The organism is Bradyrhizobium sp. 23, from assembly GCF_023073295.1.
Classification (GTDB): domain Bacteria; phylum Pseudomonadota; class Alphaproteobacteria; order Rhizobiales; family Xanthobacteraceae; genus Bradyrhizobium; species Bradyrhizobium canariense_D.
This window is the reverse complement of record NZ_JADPJF010000003.1, coordinates 1-17,053: the sequence shown is the minus strand read 5'-3', so window position 1 is coordinate 17,053 and position 17,053 is coordinate 1. Positions and strand designations below refer to the sequence as shown.

General features: G+C 58.8%; 10 protein-coding genes and 4 pseudogenes. 5 read left to right on the top strand and 9 right to left on the bottom strand.

Annotated features, from left to right (window positions below):
- The 3 genes and pseudogenes from IVB32_RS00740 to istB all read left to right on the top strand — a co-directional run.
- Nucleotides 1–396 (top strand): annotated as a pseudogene (locus tag IVB32_RS00740) (C48 family peptidase); the annotation flags it as partial.
- 517 nt (nucleotides 397–913) lie between these two features.
- Complete coding sequence (gene istA / locus IVB32_RS00735; RefSeq protein WP_247399467.1) at nucleotides 914–2,452, top strand: IS21 family transposase; 1,539 nt, start codon at nucleotides 914–916, stop codon at nucleotides 2,450–2,452.
- A gap of 14 nt (nucleotides 2,453–2,466) precedes the next feature.
- On the top strand, nucleotides 2,467–3,228 hold the full coding sequence (gene istB / locus IVB32_RS00730) for an IS21-like element helper ATPase IstB (RefSeq protein ID WP_247409542.1): 762 nt from the start codon (nucleotides 2,467–2,469) through the stop codon (nucleotides 3,226–3,228).
- A gap of 55 nt (nucleotides 3,229–3,283) precedes the next feature.
- On the opposite strand, the gene IVB32_RS00725 is transcribed toward istB, so the two are convergent.
- The 3 genes and pseudogenes from IVB32_RS00725 to IVB32_RS00715 form a co-directional block, all read right to left on the bottom strand.
- Entirely contained in the window at nucleotides 3,284–3,439 is a 156-nt protein-coding gene (locus IVB32_RS00725; protein WP_247409547.1) for a hypothetical protein, read from the bottom strand.
- 183 nt (nucleotides 3,440–3,622) lie between these two features.
- Nucleotides 3,623–4,753: pseudogene (locus tag IVB32_RS00720) on the bottom strand (IS3 family transposase).
- A gap of 123 nt (nucleotides 4,754–4,876) precedes the next feature.
- Nucleotides 4,877–5,482 (bottom strand): annotated as a pseudogene (locus IVB32_RS00715) (DDE-type integrase/transposase/recombinase); the annotation flags it as partial.
- A gap of 360 nt (nucleotides 5,483–5,842) precedes the next feature.
- On the opposite strand from IVB32_RS00715, the gene IVB32_RS00710 reads away from it, so the two are divergent.
- Together IVB32_RS00710 and IVB32_RS00705 are read left to right on the top strand one after the other, a co-directional pair.
- Nucleotides 5,843–7,090: a right-handed parallel beta-helix repeat-containing protein gene (locus tag IVB32_RS00710; protein WP_247376876.1), complete on the top strand. Its 1,248-nt coding sequence runs from the start codon at nucleotides 5,843–5,845 to the stop codon at nucleotides 7,088–7,090.
- A gap of 406 nt (nucleotides 7,091–7,496) precedes the next feature.
- Complete coding sequence (locus tag IVB32_RS00705) at nucleotides 7,497–8,426, top strand: TauD/TfdA family dioxygenase (RefSeq protein ID WP_018459905.1); 930 nt, start codon at nucleotides 7,497–7,499, stop codon at nucleotides 8,424–8,426.
- A gap of 782 nt (nucleotides 8,427–9,208) precedes the next feature.
- On the opposite strand, the gene IVB32_RS00700 is transcribed toward IVB32_RS00705, so the two are convergent.
- The 6 genes and pseudogenes from IVB32_RS00700 to IVB32_RS00680 all read right to left on the bottom strand — a co-directional run.
- On the bottom strand, nucleotides 9,209–10,804 hold the full coding sequence (locus IVB32_RS00700; protein WP_247398006.1) for a carbohydrate porin: 1,596 nt from the start codon (nucleotides 10,802–10,804) through the stop codon (nucleotides 9,209–9,211).
- A 1,227-nt stretch (nucleotides 10,805–12,031) separates the two neighbouring features.
- Nucleotides 12,032–12,157: a hypothetical protein gene (locus IVB32_RS42730; RefSeq protein WP_256466550.1), complete on the bottom strand. Its 126-nt coding sequence runs from the start codon at nucleotides 12,155–12,157 to the stop codon at nucleotides 12,032–12,034.
- Nucleotides 12,158–12,388: 231 nt separating this feature from the next.
- Nucleotides 12,389–13,723, bottom strand: a complete 1,335-nt coding sequence (gene hemN / locus IVB32_RS00695) for an oxygen-independent coproporphyrinogen III oxidase (protein ID WP_247409539.1) — start codon at nucleotides 13,721–13,723, stop codon at nucleotides 12,389–12,391.
- Between the two features lie 1,120 nt (nucleotides 13,724–14,843).
- Entirely contained in the window at nucleotides 14,844–15,170 is a 327-nt protein-coding gene (locus IVB32_RS00690; RefSeq protein ID WP_247376874.1) for a GcrA family cell cycle regulator, read from the bottom strand.
- A gap of 1,037 nt (nucleotides 15,171–16,207) precedes the next feature.
- Nucleotides 16,208–16,572 (bottom strand): annotated as a pseudogene (locus IVB32_RS00685) (transposase); the annotation flags it as partial.
- An 81-nt stretch (nucleotides 16,573–16,653) separates the two neighbouring features.
- Nucleotides 16,654–17,053, bottom strand: a 400-nt coding sequence (locus IVB32_RS00680) for a transposase (protein ID WP_247409537.1), incomplete at its 5' end; no start/stop codon positions are given.

The window sequence follows — 17,053 nt, the reverse complement described above, 5'->3', positions numbered from 1 at the left end:
TTCCGTCGCATTGTCAACGATCGGAATGGCAACGATACGGCCGACTTCCTGTTCTTGCCGGTGAGTGATGCGAGCGCTACGGACGTCCGTGCCCGCGGCTCCCATTGGTCGTTGCTGCTGGTAGATCGCCGCGATCGCGACAGGCCGGTCGCCTATCACTACGACTCCTTAGAGCCATACAATGCCGGACGTGCAGCAACGCTCGCAGAGCGGGTGGGAGCCGATTTGCGAGATGCCCTCATACGCGAGCAGGGGAACGGCTATGATTGCGGTGTCTTTGTGGTCGATGGTACCCGGGAGCTCGTCAGACGGCTCGCGGGAAGACGGCGGGCAGATCTGAGCCTCCTCAACCTCGTCGTCGACCGGCAGGCCCTGCAAAACCGGCTAAGGGGGTGATGTCGGCTTCAACTGAATAGCGCGCGCAGCTGGTTGAAGGGGTTGAAGTGCAACTTCGCCCCGATTGAAGGTCTGCAATCGGCGCGTTCGCAGAGCATGATGGTGTCTCACAACGAGAGCGGAGCCGGAGCTAGCCCGTCTTATTCGCCGGCGTGCTGAGAGGTTGGCGAGCGTGGCGTAAAGCGCTGATGCGGCGTAGGATGTCGTCCGTGAAGTTTCCCGCAACGCGCTGGTTCAAGCGTAGTGCGGCTGGCGGATGATGCACCGGAGCCTCTGCATCAGGGCCGCAAAAGCCGTTCGAACCAGCGCAGCAAAAGGTGGAAGTTGAAGCCGGCGGCGGCAAGGTGCGTGTTTCGCGGGATCGTGAGCACAGATTTCACCGCATCGTGAGCAACGATTTCAGAGGATCGTGAGCAGCGATTTCAGGCGATCATGAGCACCGTTTGGCGGTGCCGGACGCTTCGGCCGACAACTCAACCGGGCTACGGGTTTCTCATTCAACCAATGAGGAAGCCTGATGCCTACGCAGAGATTGTCGATGCGCCGGATCCGAGAAGTTCTACGTTTGAGGCATCAGGGCCTGACCGAGCGCGTCATCGCGCGGACGTTGGGAGTGAGCAATGGTGTCGTGCATGGCTACGTGCGTCGCGCCCGCCTTGCCGGGCTGAGCTGGCCGCTGCCGGAGGGCATGGATGACGAGGGCCTGGAGCTGCTGCTGTTCCCGGCGCCAAAGGCTGCCTCGCAAAGCGACCGACGACCGTCCCCCGACTGGGTTTATGTGGAGAAGGAGCTACGCCGGCGCAGCGTGACACGCCTGCTGTTGTGGGAAGAGTATCGCGCCGCCAATCCAGATGGCTTTGGCTATACCTGGTTTTGCACGACTTTCGAGGCCTGGAAGCAGCGGGCGCAGCCGAGCATGCGTCAGACCCACATCGGTGGGGAGAAGGTGTTCGTCGATTTCGCTGGCGACACCATCGACATCTTCGATCCCATCACCGGCGAAGTGCGCGCCATGAAGCTGTTCGTCGCGGCGATGGGGGCCTCGAACTACACCTACGCCGAGGCCTGCCCAAGCGAGAGCCTGTCCGACTGGATCGGCGTGCATGCCAACCTGTTCAGGTATCTCGGCGGCGTGCCGAAGTTCGTGGTCTGCGATAATCTCAAGGCCGCCGTGACCAACCCCGATCGCTACGATCCCGGGATCAACCGAACCTATGCCGAGATGGCCGGTCATTACGGCACCGCGATCCTGGCGGCGAGGCCGAGGCGGCCAAAGGACAAGGCCAAGGTTGAGGTCGCCGTCCAGATCGCCCAGCGCTGGATCCTGGCCCGCCTGCGCAACCAGCGCTTCTTTTCCCTGGCGGAGCTCAATGCGGCCATCCGCGGCCTCGTCGTCGAACTCAACGCCCGCCAGATGCGCGGTTTTGGCTCCAGCCGGACCGAGCTGTTCGCCCAGATCGATCGTCCCAAGCTGGGAGAACTGCCGGACCAGCCCTACGTCTTTGCGCGCTGGAAGCGTTGCCGCGTCGCGCCCGACTATCATGTCGAGATCGACGGCCATTGGTATTCCACCCCTTATCGGCTGATCCGTGAACTCGTCGATGTCCGCATCGCCGACAAGACCATCGAGGTCTTCCACAAGGGACAGAGGATCGCCGGCCACGCCCGCGCGCCCAACCGGCGTGGCCATACCACCATCGCCGATCATATGCCGAGCGCCCACCGCCGCTACGGCAAATGGACGCCGGGAGGATTGATCGCTGCCGGCGAGAAGATCGGTCCCTCTGCCGCCGCGTTTTTCCAGGCCGTCATCGCGGCCCGGCCGCATCCCGAGCAAGGCTTTCGCACCTGCCTCGGTATCCTGTCGCTGGCCAGGAGCTACGACAACGCGCGTGTCGATGCCGCCTGCCGACGCGGCATCCTGATCAAGGCTCGCTCCGTCGCCTCGATCCGTTCGATCCTCAAGAATGGCCTTGATCGCGCTTTTCTCGACGAGACGTCCGACCACCAGCCCCTGCGCCACGGCAACATCCGCGGTCAGGGCTATTTCCACTGATAGGGAGACCCCCAATGCTGACACATCCGACCCATGAACGGCTGATTACGCTCGGCTTGACCGGAATGGCCAAGGCCCTCCAGGAGCAGCGACGATCACCGGATCTCGATGCCCTGTCGTTCGAGGAGCGCGTCGGATTGCTGGTCGATCGGGAAGCCGCCGAGCGCGACGCCAAACGTCTCACGACCCGTCTCAAGTTCGCCGCGTTGCGCCAGAGCGCATGCGTGGAAGACGTCGATTTGCGCACGCCACGCGGTATCGATCGCGCCGTCTTCGCCAGGCTCGTCGGCGGCGACTGGATCGACCGCAACGAGAACCTGCTCGTCACAGGGGCAACCGGGCTCGGCAAGAGCTGGATTGCCTGCGCCCTCGGCCACAAGGCCTGCCGCGACAATCGTTCGGTCCAGTATCACCGCGTCCCGCGCCTGTTCGAGGCGTTCGCCCTGGCTCGCGGCGACGGCCGATATGGCCGGCTGCTCAAAACCATCGGCCGCGTTCAACTTCTGATCCTCGATGATTGGGGCCTATCAGTTCTAAATCCGCCCGAACGGCGCGACCTTCTGGAGATCCTCGATGATCGCCACGGTCGCGCCTCCACCATCGTCACCAGTCAGGTCCCTGTTGAACATTGGCACGACGTTATCGGCGACCCAACCCTCGGGGACGCCATCCTGGACCGCCTCGTTCACAACGCTCACCGCCTTCAACTCTCCGGAGAAAGCATGCGAAAACAAAACGCCCGCAATCACACTCCTGACGCCAACTCAAACCCCTGAACCAATCACCCATGCTCGGTCAAAGCCGCTGCTCACGATCGCGCGAAATCCCTGCTCACCATCGCGTGAAATCACCGCTCACCATCAGTGAAATGCGCAGGCAAGGACGGGGTTGATTCGGTCGGGCGCGGCCCTTGAGGTGGTTGCGGCTCATGCGGTGTTCGGCCTTGAGGTGACCGATCACCGGCTCGACCGCGGCGCGGCGCTTCATCTCGCGGCGGATGGATGGTCTTGGTGACGCGGCGGACAGAGCTGACCCCGGTTGTTTGGACAGCGCCCCGCGGGATTTAAGTGGATTCCTGCCGGGTTATGCTGAACGCGGGGCCTTACGATTTTGTCGTTGCGTCGGGAGGGCGTAGCCCGACCAGAGCGACGACAAAATCGTCGGCGACGGTCATGCGACCATCACCATAGCTTGCGTGCCGAAGTAAGCCTCGTCGGGCGTGCGCCCGTCAAGGCTCGAGTGAGGGCCTCCCTGATTGTAGAAGGCCAGTTACTTGGCAATTGACGCTCGCGCCTCGGACACGCTGTCGTAGGCGCGGAGATAAACTTCTTCGTATTTGACCGTGCGCCAGAGCCGCTCGACAAACACGTTGTCGCGCCAGGCGCCCTTGCCGTCCATGCTGATGGCGATCTTCGCGTCCAGCAGCACATCGGTGAACTCGAGGCGGGTGAACCTGGCTGCCCTGGTCCGTGTTGAAAATCTCGGGCCTGCCGTGCTTCGCCAACGCCTCCTGGACCGCTTCGACGCAGAAGGCCGCCTCCATTGTGATCGAGACGCGATGGGCCAGGACCCGTCGGCTGAACACATCGACGACCGCCGCGAGATAGACGAAGCCACGCCGCATCGGAATGTAGGTGATGTCCATTGCCCACGCCTGGTCGGGCCCCTCGATCTTCAATCCGCGCAACAGGTACGGGTAGATCTTGTGACCCGGTGCCGGCTTGCTCGTGTTCGGGCGACGATAGACCGCCTCGATCCCCATGCGCTTCATCAGCGTCGCGATGTGGCGGCGACCGGCGTATACGCCCTCCCGCCGCAGCAACGATCGCAGTATACGCGCTCCCGCGAAGGGATAATCGAGATGCAGCTCATCGAGCCGACGCATCAAGGCAAGGTCCTCGGCCGAAACTGGCCGAGGTTCATAGTAGACCGTGCTGCGAGCCAGCTTCAGGACCTTCGCCTGGCGCACGATAGAAAGATCATGACCGCGGTCGATGATCGCTTTGCGCTCAGCAGGCCCGCCTTGGTGAGCGCGCCGGACAAAAAATCGTTTTCCAACGCCAGCTCGCTGATCTTGGCATGTAACGCCTTCAAATCGACCGGCGTCTCGGCCGATGCCTTGTCATGCCCAAACACGCCGGCGGCGCCTTCCAGGAGCTGGTTTTTCCAGATCGTGATCTGGTTCGGATGAACATCAACCAGTTGCGCCAGCTCCGCCAGCGTCTTGTCGCCTTTGACCGCAGCCAAAGCAACCTTCGCCTTGAATGCCGGAGAATGCGTCCGGCGGCTCTTCTTCGTCATCTTCGCTCCTGATTCGCGGCAAGAATCCTCGCCGCTGTCAGGCAGAAAATCCACTCAAGCTACTGTCCGAATTTGCGGAGCCAGCTCTCTTGCCGTGGGGCCGTCCGCGTAGCGCGGGGGGAAAGTGAACTGGATCCCATTGTCGGTGAGAACCGTGTGGATCTTGTAGGGGACAGCCGCGATCAGAGCTTCGAGGAAGGTCGAGGCCGAGGTCCTTCCCGTCTTCCTGACCAGTTGCACGAAGGCGACTTTGGTGGTGCGATCGATAGCGACATAGAGGTAGAGCTTGCCTTCAGCGGTCTGGAGCTCAGCAATGTCGATGTGGAAATAGCCGATCGGATAAGCCTCTAATTTTTTCTTCGGAGGCTTGCTGCCTCCGACCTCCGGCAATCGGCTGATCCCGTGGCGCTGGAGACAGCGATGCAGGGATGATCGCGTCAGATGCGGGATGGTCGGCTGGAGCGCATAGAGGCAATCGTCGAGCGGCAATAGCGTATGCCGCCGGAAAGCGACGATGATCGCCTCCTCCTCGATGGAAAGCACGGTCGATTTGGCTTCTTTGGGGCCTGTCGGGAGATCGGCGACGGTCTCGCGCTCCCTCCACTTCGCGACAGTCTTCTGGTTGATCCCGTAGCGCTTGGCGAGCACTCTCAGGCTCTCTTGACTATTTTGTATTGCTCGACGGACCGCCTCCGTCGTCGTGGCGCAGCCGTGCAAAACTTGTCCCATAGCGCATCCTTCGAATCGTGCGATAAGAATGCACCATCAAAACTTGGGACTAAACTCCTAGGCCAGACGTGTTGCACCCCACAGTATTCCTCTGACGGGGCTCTCGAAGGTCGACCGCTGCTCTCATCGGCCGTGATTGGCTCAATGGCTACCCAGATCCATCACAGCTGGTGCGGAGCGTGCGGCTGCACCTGTTGCGTAGCATGGTTCCGATATTCCGATCCTGCCTTATTGAGGACGATCTGATGGCGTTAACGCCGGATGCTGATGGCCTATTCCAGTTCAGCATTTGAGTTCGAGAGTTCAAGTCCTCGTGCGGGTTTTCCGGGTAAAAGAGAGCACATGCCTATGAGGGACACGATGAAGCACATCAAACGGTCGTTGCGCGTGCTCGGTGGACTTGCTGTCGTCGTCGGCGTCTCTTCCGTGCTCGGATCGAACTATGTGCGATCGGAAGCCCTCAATGGCTTTGGCTCTGCAGCGACGGGCGGCCTTGGAGGCGAGGTAGTTCAGGTCAGATCAACCAAGGCTCTGAAGTATGAGTTGTGTCGTTCGTACAGCTTCGGGCGCTGCAATGACAATAGTCCGCGCGAGATTCAGGTAGCCGGAACCATAGACTTTACCGGTACGGAAGGGCAAGGCGAGGGGCAGGGTTGCCAATACGGCCGTGCTTGTTCGGCACCGTATAAAAGTGAGTCCCTTCTCCTTATAGATGGCAACGATGCGCATTGCGACGGCAAGGAGAAGACATTGGTCGGCTTCGACAGGGCCGGCAAGCACCCGCTGGAGATTGGCTCAAACAAGACGGTGATCGGCGTTGGCCCGAGCGCGACAATCAAAGGGAAGGGGCTGCGCCTAAATGGGGTCAGCAACGTCGTTATTCGCAACCTGACCATCAGTGATATCAATCAAGGCATGATATTTGCCGGCGATGCTATTGCAATTGCACGAGCCGACCTGGTTTGGATCGATCACAACCGGTTTCATAATATCGGGCGGCAGATGATTGCCGGCGGCCTTGGCCCTACGACGAATATTACGATTTCCTGGAACGACTTCGATGGCAGCGATACCTATTCCTCCTATTGTAACGGGGAGCACTATTGGAATCTCCTTTTTCTTGGTGTCCCGCAGACGATCACCATCGCAAATAACTATTTCCATGAGATCTCAGGGCGGGCGCCGCACATTGACGGTGCCCAGGCTATTATTCATCTCCTCAACAATTACTTCCACAACACGAATGCGCAACAGAGCGGCGGATTCTTCCATGCAGTGGATGCTGGACCATCTGTGCAAGTGCTGATCGAGGGCAACTACTTTGACAACATTGAAACACCTGTAAAGACTGGTAGTGGACATATCTTTGGCTTGTTGGGCAAATCCAGCCGGACCGTGCAGAACATCTGCCTTACCGTGCTCGGACGTCGGTGCATCGAGAACATCGCGAGCCCAGTGCCGCGGATCAATGGCTTTCGCCTGGATGAAGCCGTAGTTCAATCGTTTGGAGCTCTTCCAGGGTCATCTATTCCTCTCCCATTTCCAGCCGATGCTGTTTCGGCAGTGATCACGGCCAAGGCAGGTCCCGGACACCTTGAGAGCCGGTGATGGTCCGTTCGCAGAGGCGGCTCGAGACTGGCCGATTGCCGCAAACTGTTAAGCGGAGTGCGCATACTGGACGAGAACAGCGCGCAAGGCTGGCTGCCCGACGTTGCACGAGGACCGTATGGCCTTTCTCTTCGAGTGCCGAGCGGTACATTTTCTATCGACTATGCGCCCTATACCTTTCGCCGCCGGCCCGGGTGGGTTGGAAAGAGGGTGGGGGGTGGCATCGAGTTCCTGGCAAACTGTTCGACTCAAACCCGGTCCCGTACCTGAGGGACGTTCACAGCTCCGTTTTCCAACTGGCATGGTGCTTGCTCGAGAGTACCCGTAGCGCGAGGCTCGCCTACGAAACCTAGTCACACGCGCCCTAGTCCGCTTGAAGAATCCGCAAAGCTTGGAAATATTCGCAATGAAACAAACGGCTTCGACCGAGAGGGTCATTCCACTGACCGACGTCGTCAAGCGCGCAGCGCGCATCGGTGTTGAAATCGGAAATATTAAGCTCTCGGGTGATTTACCGCGCCAAACCATCGCTGAGATCACCAGCTTGCTGCTCGAACACAAGGTGATCTTCTTCCGCGATCAGGGGCATCTTGATGACGCGGAGCAGGAGCGATTTGCTGCTTGTTTGGGAAGGCTGGTGCCGCATCCGACACTCGGTACGGTCAATGGAACGGCCTCGATCATCGAGCTTGATTCCGCGCGCGGAGGTAGCCGGGCCGATGTATGGCACGCCGATGGAACCTTTCTCGCGGCGTATCCTAGACTTGCGGTGCTGCGAGCCATTGTGGTCCCATCGTCCGGTGGCGATACGATTTGGTCGAACGCTGTGGCCGCCTATCTGGATCTGCCGCGGCCGCTCCAACGGCTTGCCGACGAACTCTGGACCGTTCACAGCAACGCCTTCGACTACGCTGGGACCTGCCGTGTTCGCGAAATCGACCAGAAGCATTTTGATGAGGTCTTTACCAAAACGATCTATGAGACGGAGCACCCGGTGGTCCGTGTACATCCCGAGACCAGCGAGCGCGCCCTGGTGCTCGGCGATCTGGTGCAAAGGTTTATTGGTATCCCAAAACGCGACGGTCAGAAGCTGTTTGATCTATTCCAGTCTCATATCACGGCACCCGAAAACACCGTACGTTGGAGCTGGAAAGAAGGCGATGTCGCGATCTGGGATAACCGCGCAACGCAGCATTATGCGGTCAACGATTACGGTGACCAGCATCGCGTCGTTCATCGTGCCACAATCGATGGTGACGCGCCCGTCAGCGTCGACGGTCGAAGCAGTGTAACGCGCCTCAAGACGACGAAGCACCCGTCCACGAAGGTTGCCTAGCAAGGCTCGGCAAAATTCACCGATCATGCACTGCTCTTATCGCATGTTCGCGCGAATAGATGTTTGAGAAGAGAAGTGAACCCAGCAGAACGCCACGCGCAATTGGATGGGAGGGCTAACGCGCCGCAGACTCGGGAGGCGACTCCTTGCTGGAGTAAGATGCTAAAGCTCGTCTCGACCGACGAAAATGAGTCAGCATTCGAGTGGCGCAAGTCATCCGGCCGCGTCCGGTCGATTTGCCGCCGAAGGGGGGGCACGTGTCCGTCGACCTCGCGCATTGCCATTCGGCCAGCGCCACGACCGTCGGACAGATACAGCGATTACCGTAGTTGGGTAGCTTTGGCATCTGTGTCGCGGTTCCGCTTACCACACCTCTTCGGCGTGAACTAAGCTCCGAGGGCACGATTTCGGCCTGTCATGGCAGAGTACGAGCTCGGGCGCGATTCTGACAAGCTGCACCAGCAATCATCCGAAAGCAATGTCGCTGCCGCAAGCTCAGCACTCGATTGAACAAATGAGCATGGGAGATCATTCCGCGGCCGGAGGGTATAGCTCTTGCGCAAGTACGACGTCGGCCTATCGCTCGTAGACCGAAGCAGCAAAGGCTCTAACCTACCATTCCCAACAGCATGCTACGTTGGATATCAAGGCTCAATTTACGCGGTACCCGGCTTCGCGTCAGGAGCAAAGCGGATACCAAAATCGCCGTGATGGGTGGCCCATACCGTTGAAAAGGGCGAGTGGGACATCGACTACATGCCGCTCCGCGCAGTCCTCAGAGCCTAGAAGAATACCGACGTAGATACCAAGATATTCAGGGCGTGTCCTGTTTGCGGCGTGTAGGTAATGCTTGTCGGGTGATTGATGTACGTCAGTCCTACGGTTGTATATATCCCGGGCGCCAGATGCGCCGTATACAGTCCCGAAATTGCTGTGCTGTCCCGGTGCGCCAGCTGCTCTTTCGCCAATGCAGCGTCCACCGCGAAATGGCTCCAGATGGTGTTGTTGACAACAAGACTCATCTGATCAGTGGGCCGGCTGTCAAACAGGCCCTTCGCATACAGGCGAAGCTCGTAGTACTGACTAGCCCTATTTAGGTCAGGCGGAGCGTACATCACAGAGAACCCGCCATAGATTCCGCGAGATGCCGAGCCATGGACGGCAGACTGCCAGAATTGCCTATCCGCAGCTACATAGTAGACGCTGTTCGCCTTGGCCGTCGGTTGCGTCGGATGCTGTAGGTCCGTGTAGCTGCTGTTGTTAAAGCCCACGCCAGCCCGCAGCCAAGTCTCGGGTACGCCGGGAGTAGGCTTGTTCTTATAGCAAACTTCATCAAGCAAAAGAATGCCCGCGTCGCGCGTGCTCCAGTTCAAGCCAGTGGGATTTTCGCTTACATGCGCATATTGACCGGCCGGACTAAGCGAGCGCTGGATTGAGAGCTTGTTATATAAGCGATCGTCAAAATTGTATTTCAGATTAAGAGCCGGCGTTGGCGCCCAATTGTTGCTCATGCCTGCTTGGAACAGCATCTTCGACGAGGGTCCAAAAACTTTTTCTCCGGCACCCGCAAACTCATGTTGGTTCCTGAGGTAACCCACTTTGAGTTCGATCTTCCTTTCGAACAATGTTTGATAGTAGGAAACTGCATTGATTCCCAGTCGGTCTGGTCCGGCGCTCTTCCATGTCCAATATTGATGCTCGGCTCCCACGACGATCTGACCGTCGGGAATTCCAAACCGAGCGAGGTCATAGGTCACGATCATAGAGTTGACCGTACTAAATGTCGGATTCTGGCCGACATATTGTTGATTGGCGATGGTGCTTCTGGCCGCATTATCGAGTTGATTGTTGATAAACGTGTTTAGGGTCCAGCCAGCGAATCCAATCCCGAGATCCGAAAGCTCGGATCTGACAGAAGCTGTATCCTGATCTACGGTGTCCGCAGGACCAGGACCAGTGAACGCCGCACCTTTTTCGCGGAGCTTCTCGAATTTTGCGAATGGGTCAATCTGCTTTTGACTTCTGCTCTTGGCGGTGACCTCCGCACTATCGCGCGTTGTGGTAGACCTAGCTGCTTTTGGCAGCGAGTTTCCAGAAAGGCGCGCTGCTCCTTTGGGCCTGCCGCTTCGGAAGGTTACAGCCGGATTGGAGATTGTTTGGCTTCTTGCCTCGGCGAGCTCATCGGGGCTGTGACTTCTAGGGCCAGAGATATCACGAGGTTCTGCCTCCGCCGAACTGCAGGCGAGACTAGCTATCAGGGAAAGGAGAATACGCCCTCTTGGCTTCGCACTTGGTCGAGAGATGAAAGCAACTGCGCGAGCCGAGTATGCCCGCATGGATACTGGCGCTATACCGCAACAATGCATCGTGATTTCCACGTCCGTCGATTTGAATAAGGTGCACGTCCACCTGACGGCCTAGACCGGTTCGCGATCCTAGTGCTCAAGGCGATGTAGGTGACGCTTGAGGCCAGGCGGCTCTCTATGCCAACGAGACCCGCTCAGCGTTCCGTGCTATCACCACTGCTGGCGCAGCTTGGCCAACGTGGTGGTACCCAGCGCGGCGCAACCCAGCCGCCCGATCGCTAAGCGAGTGCAAGCATCTGCCGCACCGTGTCGAAACGGAGAGTGGCCTGCTCGACGTGACGTTCGCTGCCAAGAGATTGGCGGCCAGCGCGCGGAGCCCAGGGATTCTCGCGACAAATCCGCTGCCACGAGGATGTTCTTCAACAGAGAGCCGCGCCAGTAGCTGAGCTCGCATAAGAACACGCCGGACCCTAGAAACGCCCGCAGCTCGGTCCATGCGATGAAGCACAGGCGGGCAGAAGGGGCTAACATCTTTTGACGCCCGTAAGCTCGCTGAGGCCGGCGCGAGGTCTTGATTGGCTCTCATGGGAAGATGGAGAGCGCGATTGGAGGCGTTTTGATAGCTGCGGGACCAGACAGAACATCCATCAGCTCGATTGGATTTACCGGATCTATATCGCATCGTGACGTCGTCCTTGATGTGGCCCGAGCGAGTTTCACCGGCAATGACTGGCATGTGTCCGTCAACTGCATCAATTGCTAGGTTTAGTAGGTTGACGGGGCGCGGGACGTCGGCCTCGCTGTGCGAATCGTAGGTATCGTGCCGCTCGGCGTGAGACCGTCCCGGCGTCAGGGACGAACTCCGGTATGGCAGCATCGAGTGGTGCTATTCGGGAAGGTCGCTTCGATTTCGGTTGCGCGAGCGCTTACGGGAAACTTGTTTCGATCCCGCGGGATCCGGTTCTAACTGTGGTGCTCGATTATCGTTGGCGCCGTGTAGCGCCGGCGCTGGTCCTTTTTGTGCTTTTGGTCTAGCTCGTCGCGTCGACCAGCTGCTGCTCTGGATTGCACGCAGCGGACCGTAGCGATCCAGGTCGAGCGGCGACCATGCACATCAATAGGATCCGTCGTGCATCACCACGAAGCGCTCCTCTTTGCTGGGAGTTCCAGCGTAGATCGCAGGCTGATTGCGGTATCCCGCGCTGCCAGCGCTTGAGCAGGTCGAAATATCCTCGTACAGCCGGACGAGCTTGATCAGGTTTTCGATACCGAAGTCGCTGAACGCCTAGATCTCATCTCCTAGACCCAGATGAAGCCGTCCTCGATCGCCATTTTGTTGGCGGCCTCCCGCAGCCAGTGGTCGTCCTGGTCGAGGTCCGCGGCCACACGGGCAATGGTGGTGATGTGATGAACTTTGTCGGTCACGCCGCTTGAGCGGACTGCGTTGCAGTCGGCGGCGTCCAATTCCCGGCAGCAACTCGCCTAGCCATCTTCGCGGTAGGGCCGGGTCGGCTCTCGTCGCGCAGCTGCGCACGGCGTCGTTTACGAATTTGGCGCTGTACGTGAGTGCACCAGGTGAGCGAAAATCGTTACCCGGGGTTCTGGGCGCATAACGGAAGGTAATGCATTCATACGATCAGCGCTCCTTGGCTGGTCTTAGCAGAGCGGCGCGCCAAGATAAGCATCGAATGCGGCGGCCACAGCGCGAGTTAGAAAACGATGCTCCTGCCTCACGCGGATGAATCCCTTTTCCACCTCCACGATCCCATCCTCGGCGAGCATTGCCAAGCGTTCGGGTGAACCGAGGAAAGGGACCGGGTCAAATCCATGAGTAATGCAAATTGCCGGCACGTCGACTTCGAAATCGCACATCAGCCGCTCGATGATTGCGGCTCGGACGCGGTCTTCGAGGCTGAGACAGTAGCCCTTTGACGTCGCCAGACGGCTGGCATTGATTTGGTCGCTGTAAGAACCCGCTTCAACTTCGTTCTGGACGTAACCGTCGCCAAGGCGGCCGATGGCCGACGGGCCGAAGCCGATGACTTTATGGCGGGTGTCGGCCGAGTAACCCAGTGAGTTCCGCCGCAGGCGACCGGCTTTCTGCGCCAGCGTGAGCTCATCGTCCGGCAAGGCGAAATGGTCTAGTCCGATTTGGCGGTAGCCCGCAGCAATCAGTGTATTGGCCATCGCCGCGGCCTGTTCTGCACGGGCAGGGCTGTCTGGCAGCGTTGCCTCGTCGATCAGGCGCTGATTCTTCTTAAAGGAAGGAACGTGCGCGTAGCCAAATACCGCAAGCCGGTCTGGTCGCATGGCCACCGCCGTAGTCGCGGTCTGAACGCAGGACTGCACCGTCTGATTTGGCAGACCGTAGATGAGGTCGAAGTTGATGCGGATTACTCCATGCTGCCGCAGCATTTCGACAGCGCGCTCTGTTTGTGCCTCACTCTGAACGCGGTTAATGGCCTTTTGAACAATTGGATCGAAGCTCTGGACGCCCAGGCTCGCGCGGTTCACGCCGGCAGCCGCTAACGCTTCGGATGTGGCGAGCGTGAAGGTGCGCGGGTCGATCTCAACAGCGATGGCGGCCGTTTTCGAAACCGCAAAGCGGCGGCGCAGAAGTTCCATCAGCGCCCCGAACTGCGCGGGCTCGATGAGGGTCGGCGTTCCACCGCCGAAGTGCACGTCGCTCACAGGCAGCCGTTGCGGCACCTGCGCCCCGACCAACTCGATCTCCTTACGAAGAACCGCCAAATATTCTAGGATAGGTGAATCCCGGCGAGTGATGCTTCGAGCGAAGCCGCAATACCAGCAAATCGATCGACAGAACGGAACGTGGAAATAGAGCGACACGGACTCATTAACCGGCAGGCGCTGCAGCCATTTCTCACAGGCTTCGGCGCCGACCACCGTGGAGAACTGGGCTACAGTTGGATAAATGGTGTACCAAGGAAGGCGAGCATCGCAATACTTTTCCAGGACCGAGGTCTGCAACGATTGTTATCCTATGTTTACGAAGTTTGTGGTCGCAAGCGAAGTCTTTTGCCGATAGTATCCGGAATGTCGCTAGACAATTGGAAGCTTGCGTGACGGCCGATCTGCTGACGAAACGCGGTGTGGGATAGCAAGCCGTTCCTCTCGAAGACAGAGAACAACTGCTGCAGGCGAGATACTCGAATCAACACGGCCACGGCGGGGCCCCAGATTCAACTCCGCTTCGCGAATCTCCGACGTTCGCCAACGAGACATCCCCCGGGGCCGTTGACGCTGCTAGAGCTGGAACTGCTCCACGACCTGACTCGTGAGAGGTTCATCGATCAAATTTGATACGTCGCCTCGCAATCTTCAGCAACTGACCAGGTTTGGTAGTTGATTTCTGCCTGGCGTATTCCCCATCCACCCAGGGATCCTGCGCCGGCTCGGGGACATCCCGGTACGTAGTCGAGTTCACCAATGCGCGGATCGTCGGTGTCGCGCGGCGCCACGGCTGTTGGCGTGAGTCTGTTCTCGAGTTGGTATGGAAAAAGTAATGACCGGGTAGGCGAGCGAGAAGTGATCGATGCAATTGAACAGCCGTTTCAGACTTGCCACCGGTTTTGCACAGATCGTCAAGGCACCTATGGTGGGTGGTGGTCGTCTTGTGCCTGGGCACTGCAGGGGTCTATTTCTTCGACTGAGGTCGGACAATATCTCGAGAGCTCGGCGGTCCGTGAAGTTGCTCCAAGGCTGAGCTTGTCACCGACGCCGGGGCGGTACCTGTCGGAGGTTCCATCCGGACAGGCTCACGGTCAAGCGGCTTCACCCGAGCTCGTGTATTTCGTCGGGCAGGCGTGTGCAGAAAGTTCCAAACACCGGCGCAAACCAGGACGTCGGGCGCTTCCCCGAAGACGCATAGCCGAAACCGAGGCTCAAGAACCAGAACGCATTCTTCTAATTCAGAGCATCCAGCCTCTTGAGATTGAATGAATTGACCTACGATCGAGCCTCCGCCGCGAACACTCTACTCGACGCCACTGTTCGTCCCATAGCCACAAAGCGCGCAAACCAACAAGCAAATCGTCCGAATGGACCATCCGGCGCATAGGCCCGGGAGATCGCGGCGCGCCTGATAGCTCTACGCGGTATTCCTGACTGCCTCAGCTAGCATCGCGTAAAGCTGCCGCTTGCTCATTTCCTGAGGCTGGCTATCTAGCGCCTTTTGCGACAGCTTCTTTCCGACGAAGTCGCGACCAGCCGCCATCGCCGTCGGCCCTCGCTTCGGGGCGGGTCGAATCTTGGGTTTTGCTGTTGGTGGCTTGTGACCTCGAGTGAGGCCCAACCGAGCTAGCCTGCCGCAAACTGCGTTGCGACTGCACTCGAGATGACGCGCGATCTGCGCGGCACTCTGTCCCGCGGCCCAGAGGTTTTCCAGCTGTGCCAATTCTCTTCTATTCCAGCGCATGGAGGATACTTTAGTGCCAGTTGTGACGCCCAGGTTAGTTTACTCTTCGTCCGGCTCGCGCACGATCGCCGGTTTGGTCTCCTGTTCATTCATTCTAAGAAAGCCTGCATCGCGAGTGAAGGAAAACGAGTGTCCTTGGCACACCGCGCTCTCTTCTTAGTCCCTACCGTGATTAGGGTGCCATCTGCTCGCGTAATATAAGTAGTCGAGTGGCAACCGGGCGTGCCGCTGGGTGCCATCGCGGCGAGTGCTTGCGTCCTGATGTTGACTACCACAAAGCGAGTTCGCGCGCCTCCCCAATCTTGATAGGGGAGCTTCGCTCGCCTTTCCGCTTTTCTTTATCCACGGGGGCCGAACCAAGTTCCCAAGTAACTTCGGCCGTAAGATAATTTCAGAGAGCTCTCGCGAAGCCGAGCCATGACATCCGTCACACATTGTTACTGTAGGGCCCAGCTCGTTGTGTTTCGACCGAGCTTCCATGCGAGTGCAAAATAGCGCATGAGCCGATCTTTCAAAATTTCACGCCAATGTCCGCGAGACAATCATGACAGCCTTATCGGCAGAGAACGTTTGCGAGGAGGCTGACATCCCGCTGAGCCGTCTTGATGTAAGCGAGCCCAAGCGTTTTGAAGGTGATACCGTTTGGACTTGTTTCGAGCGGCTGCGAAGGGAAGATCCCGTCCATTATTGCGAAGGCAGCCCGTACGGTCCATATTGGTCGATAACAAAATACCGCGACATCGTAGCCGTGGATTCAAATCACACAATATTCTCGTCAGAGCGAAGCGTCACAATTGTGGACCCGCCGCAGAAGTATTAGACTCCCAGTTTTATTAAGATGAAGTCCTCCTGTCCATGCTCAGCAGCGTAAGACTGTCAGTCCGATCGCGGCATCGGAGAACGTGGCGCAACCTCCGAATGGTCATGCGTCGTGAACAGCACCACCGCGATGCCGACCACAGCACGGTCGCGGATATCGTCGCGACGGTGGACAGAACGCTCATTGCCCTGAGAGCGCCTGACCTTGCCCCCAGGTTTTATCCAATCCTGAGTTCGGCCGTGCCGTTGGATTTGCCCGGTTGGGCGGTGGCAGCGACGGGAGCTGGCGCGGAGCCTTCGGCATAGCGCAGCGCCAGATCCCGGCGCGGGTGGCAGGTCATCGCGAACTCGGACGGGGTTCTCCATCCGAGCTGCGAGTGTGGTCTTGTGTCGTTGTAATCGGCCCGCCAACTTCCAAGTGTGACGCGGGCTTGTGCCAGTGACGTGAACAACGTCTCGTTCAACAGCTCATCCCACAGCCGAAGGCGTTCTGCATGGGTTTGCCCGGCGCGATGTCGTGCCATTCGACACGGCTTTGGTCGGCCCACACCAGGATGGCGTTGCTGGTGAGTTCGCTGCCGTTATGTAAGCGCGATTTTCTCCGCACGATGACGCCCGCGCTTTTGACGGATGGCCTTCGTATCGAGGGCGGCATCTGACCCGTTCAGGCAGCGGCGGTTTTGGGGAAGTTGAAGGGCAGCAGGTCGGTAATATCGGCGTCGCCCGCGCGCTGAGGCAATTCGGTGAGGACGTGGCGCAACCAGGCTAACGGCTCGACGCGTGAGGCGCGGCAGGTCAGCATCAGACTGTAGACGACGGCACTGGCCCTGGCTCCCTCGACGGTGTCGCTGAACAGCCAGCTCTTTCTGCCAGTGGCAAAGATTCTGATATCGCGCTCCAGGAGATTGTTGTCGATCGGCATCCTGCCATCTTGCGTGTAGCGCGTCAGATATTCCCATTGGTTCAGAGTGTAGGATACAGCATCGCCAAGCTTGCTGTCGGGCAAGACCTTCGGGGCGATTTGATCGAGCCATTCCTTGAGGGCGTTCAGGACGGGAATGCTG

Excerpts from the sequence above, each read along its gene's own strand:
- istA (WP_247399467.1), top strand. The coding sequence starts at position 914 with ATGCCTACGCAGAGATTGTCGATGCGCCGGATCCGAGAAGTTCTACGT.
- istB (WP_247409542.1), top strand. The coding sequence starts at position 2,467 with ATGCTGACACATCCGACCCATGAACGGCTGATTACGCTCGGCTTGACC.
- IVB32_RS00725 (WP_247409547.1), bottom strand. The coding sequence starts at position 3,439 with ATGAAGCGCCGCGCCGCGGTCGAGCCGGTGATCGGTCACCTCAAGGCC.
- IVB32_RS00710 (WP_247376876.1), top strand. The coding sequence starts at position 5,843 with ATGAAGCACATCAAACGGTCGTTGCGCGTGCTCGGTGGACTTGCTGTC.
- IVB32_RS00705 (WP_018459905.1), top strand. The coding sequence starts at position 7,497 with ATGAAACAAACGGCTTCGACCGAGAGGGTCATTCCACTGACCGACGTC.
- IVB32_RS00690 (WP_247376874.1), bottom strand. The coding sequence starts at position 15,170 with ATGCGCTGGAATAGAAGAGAATTGGCACAGCTGGAAAACCTCTGGGCC.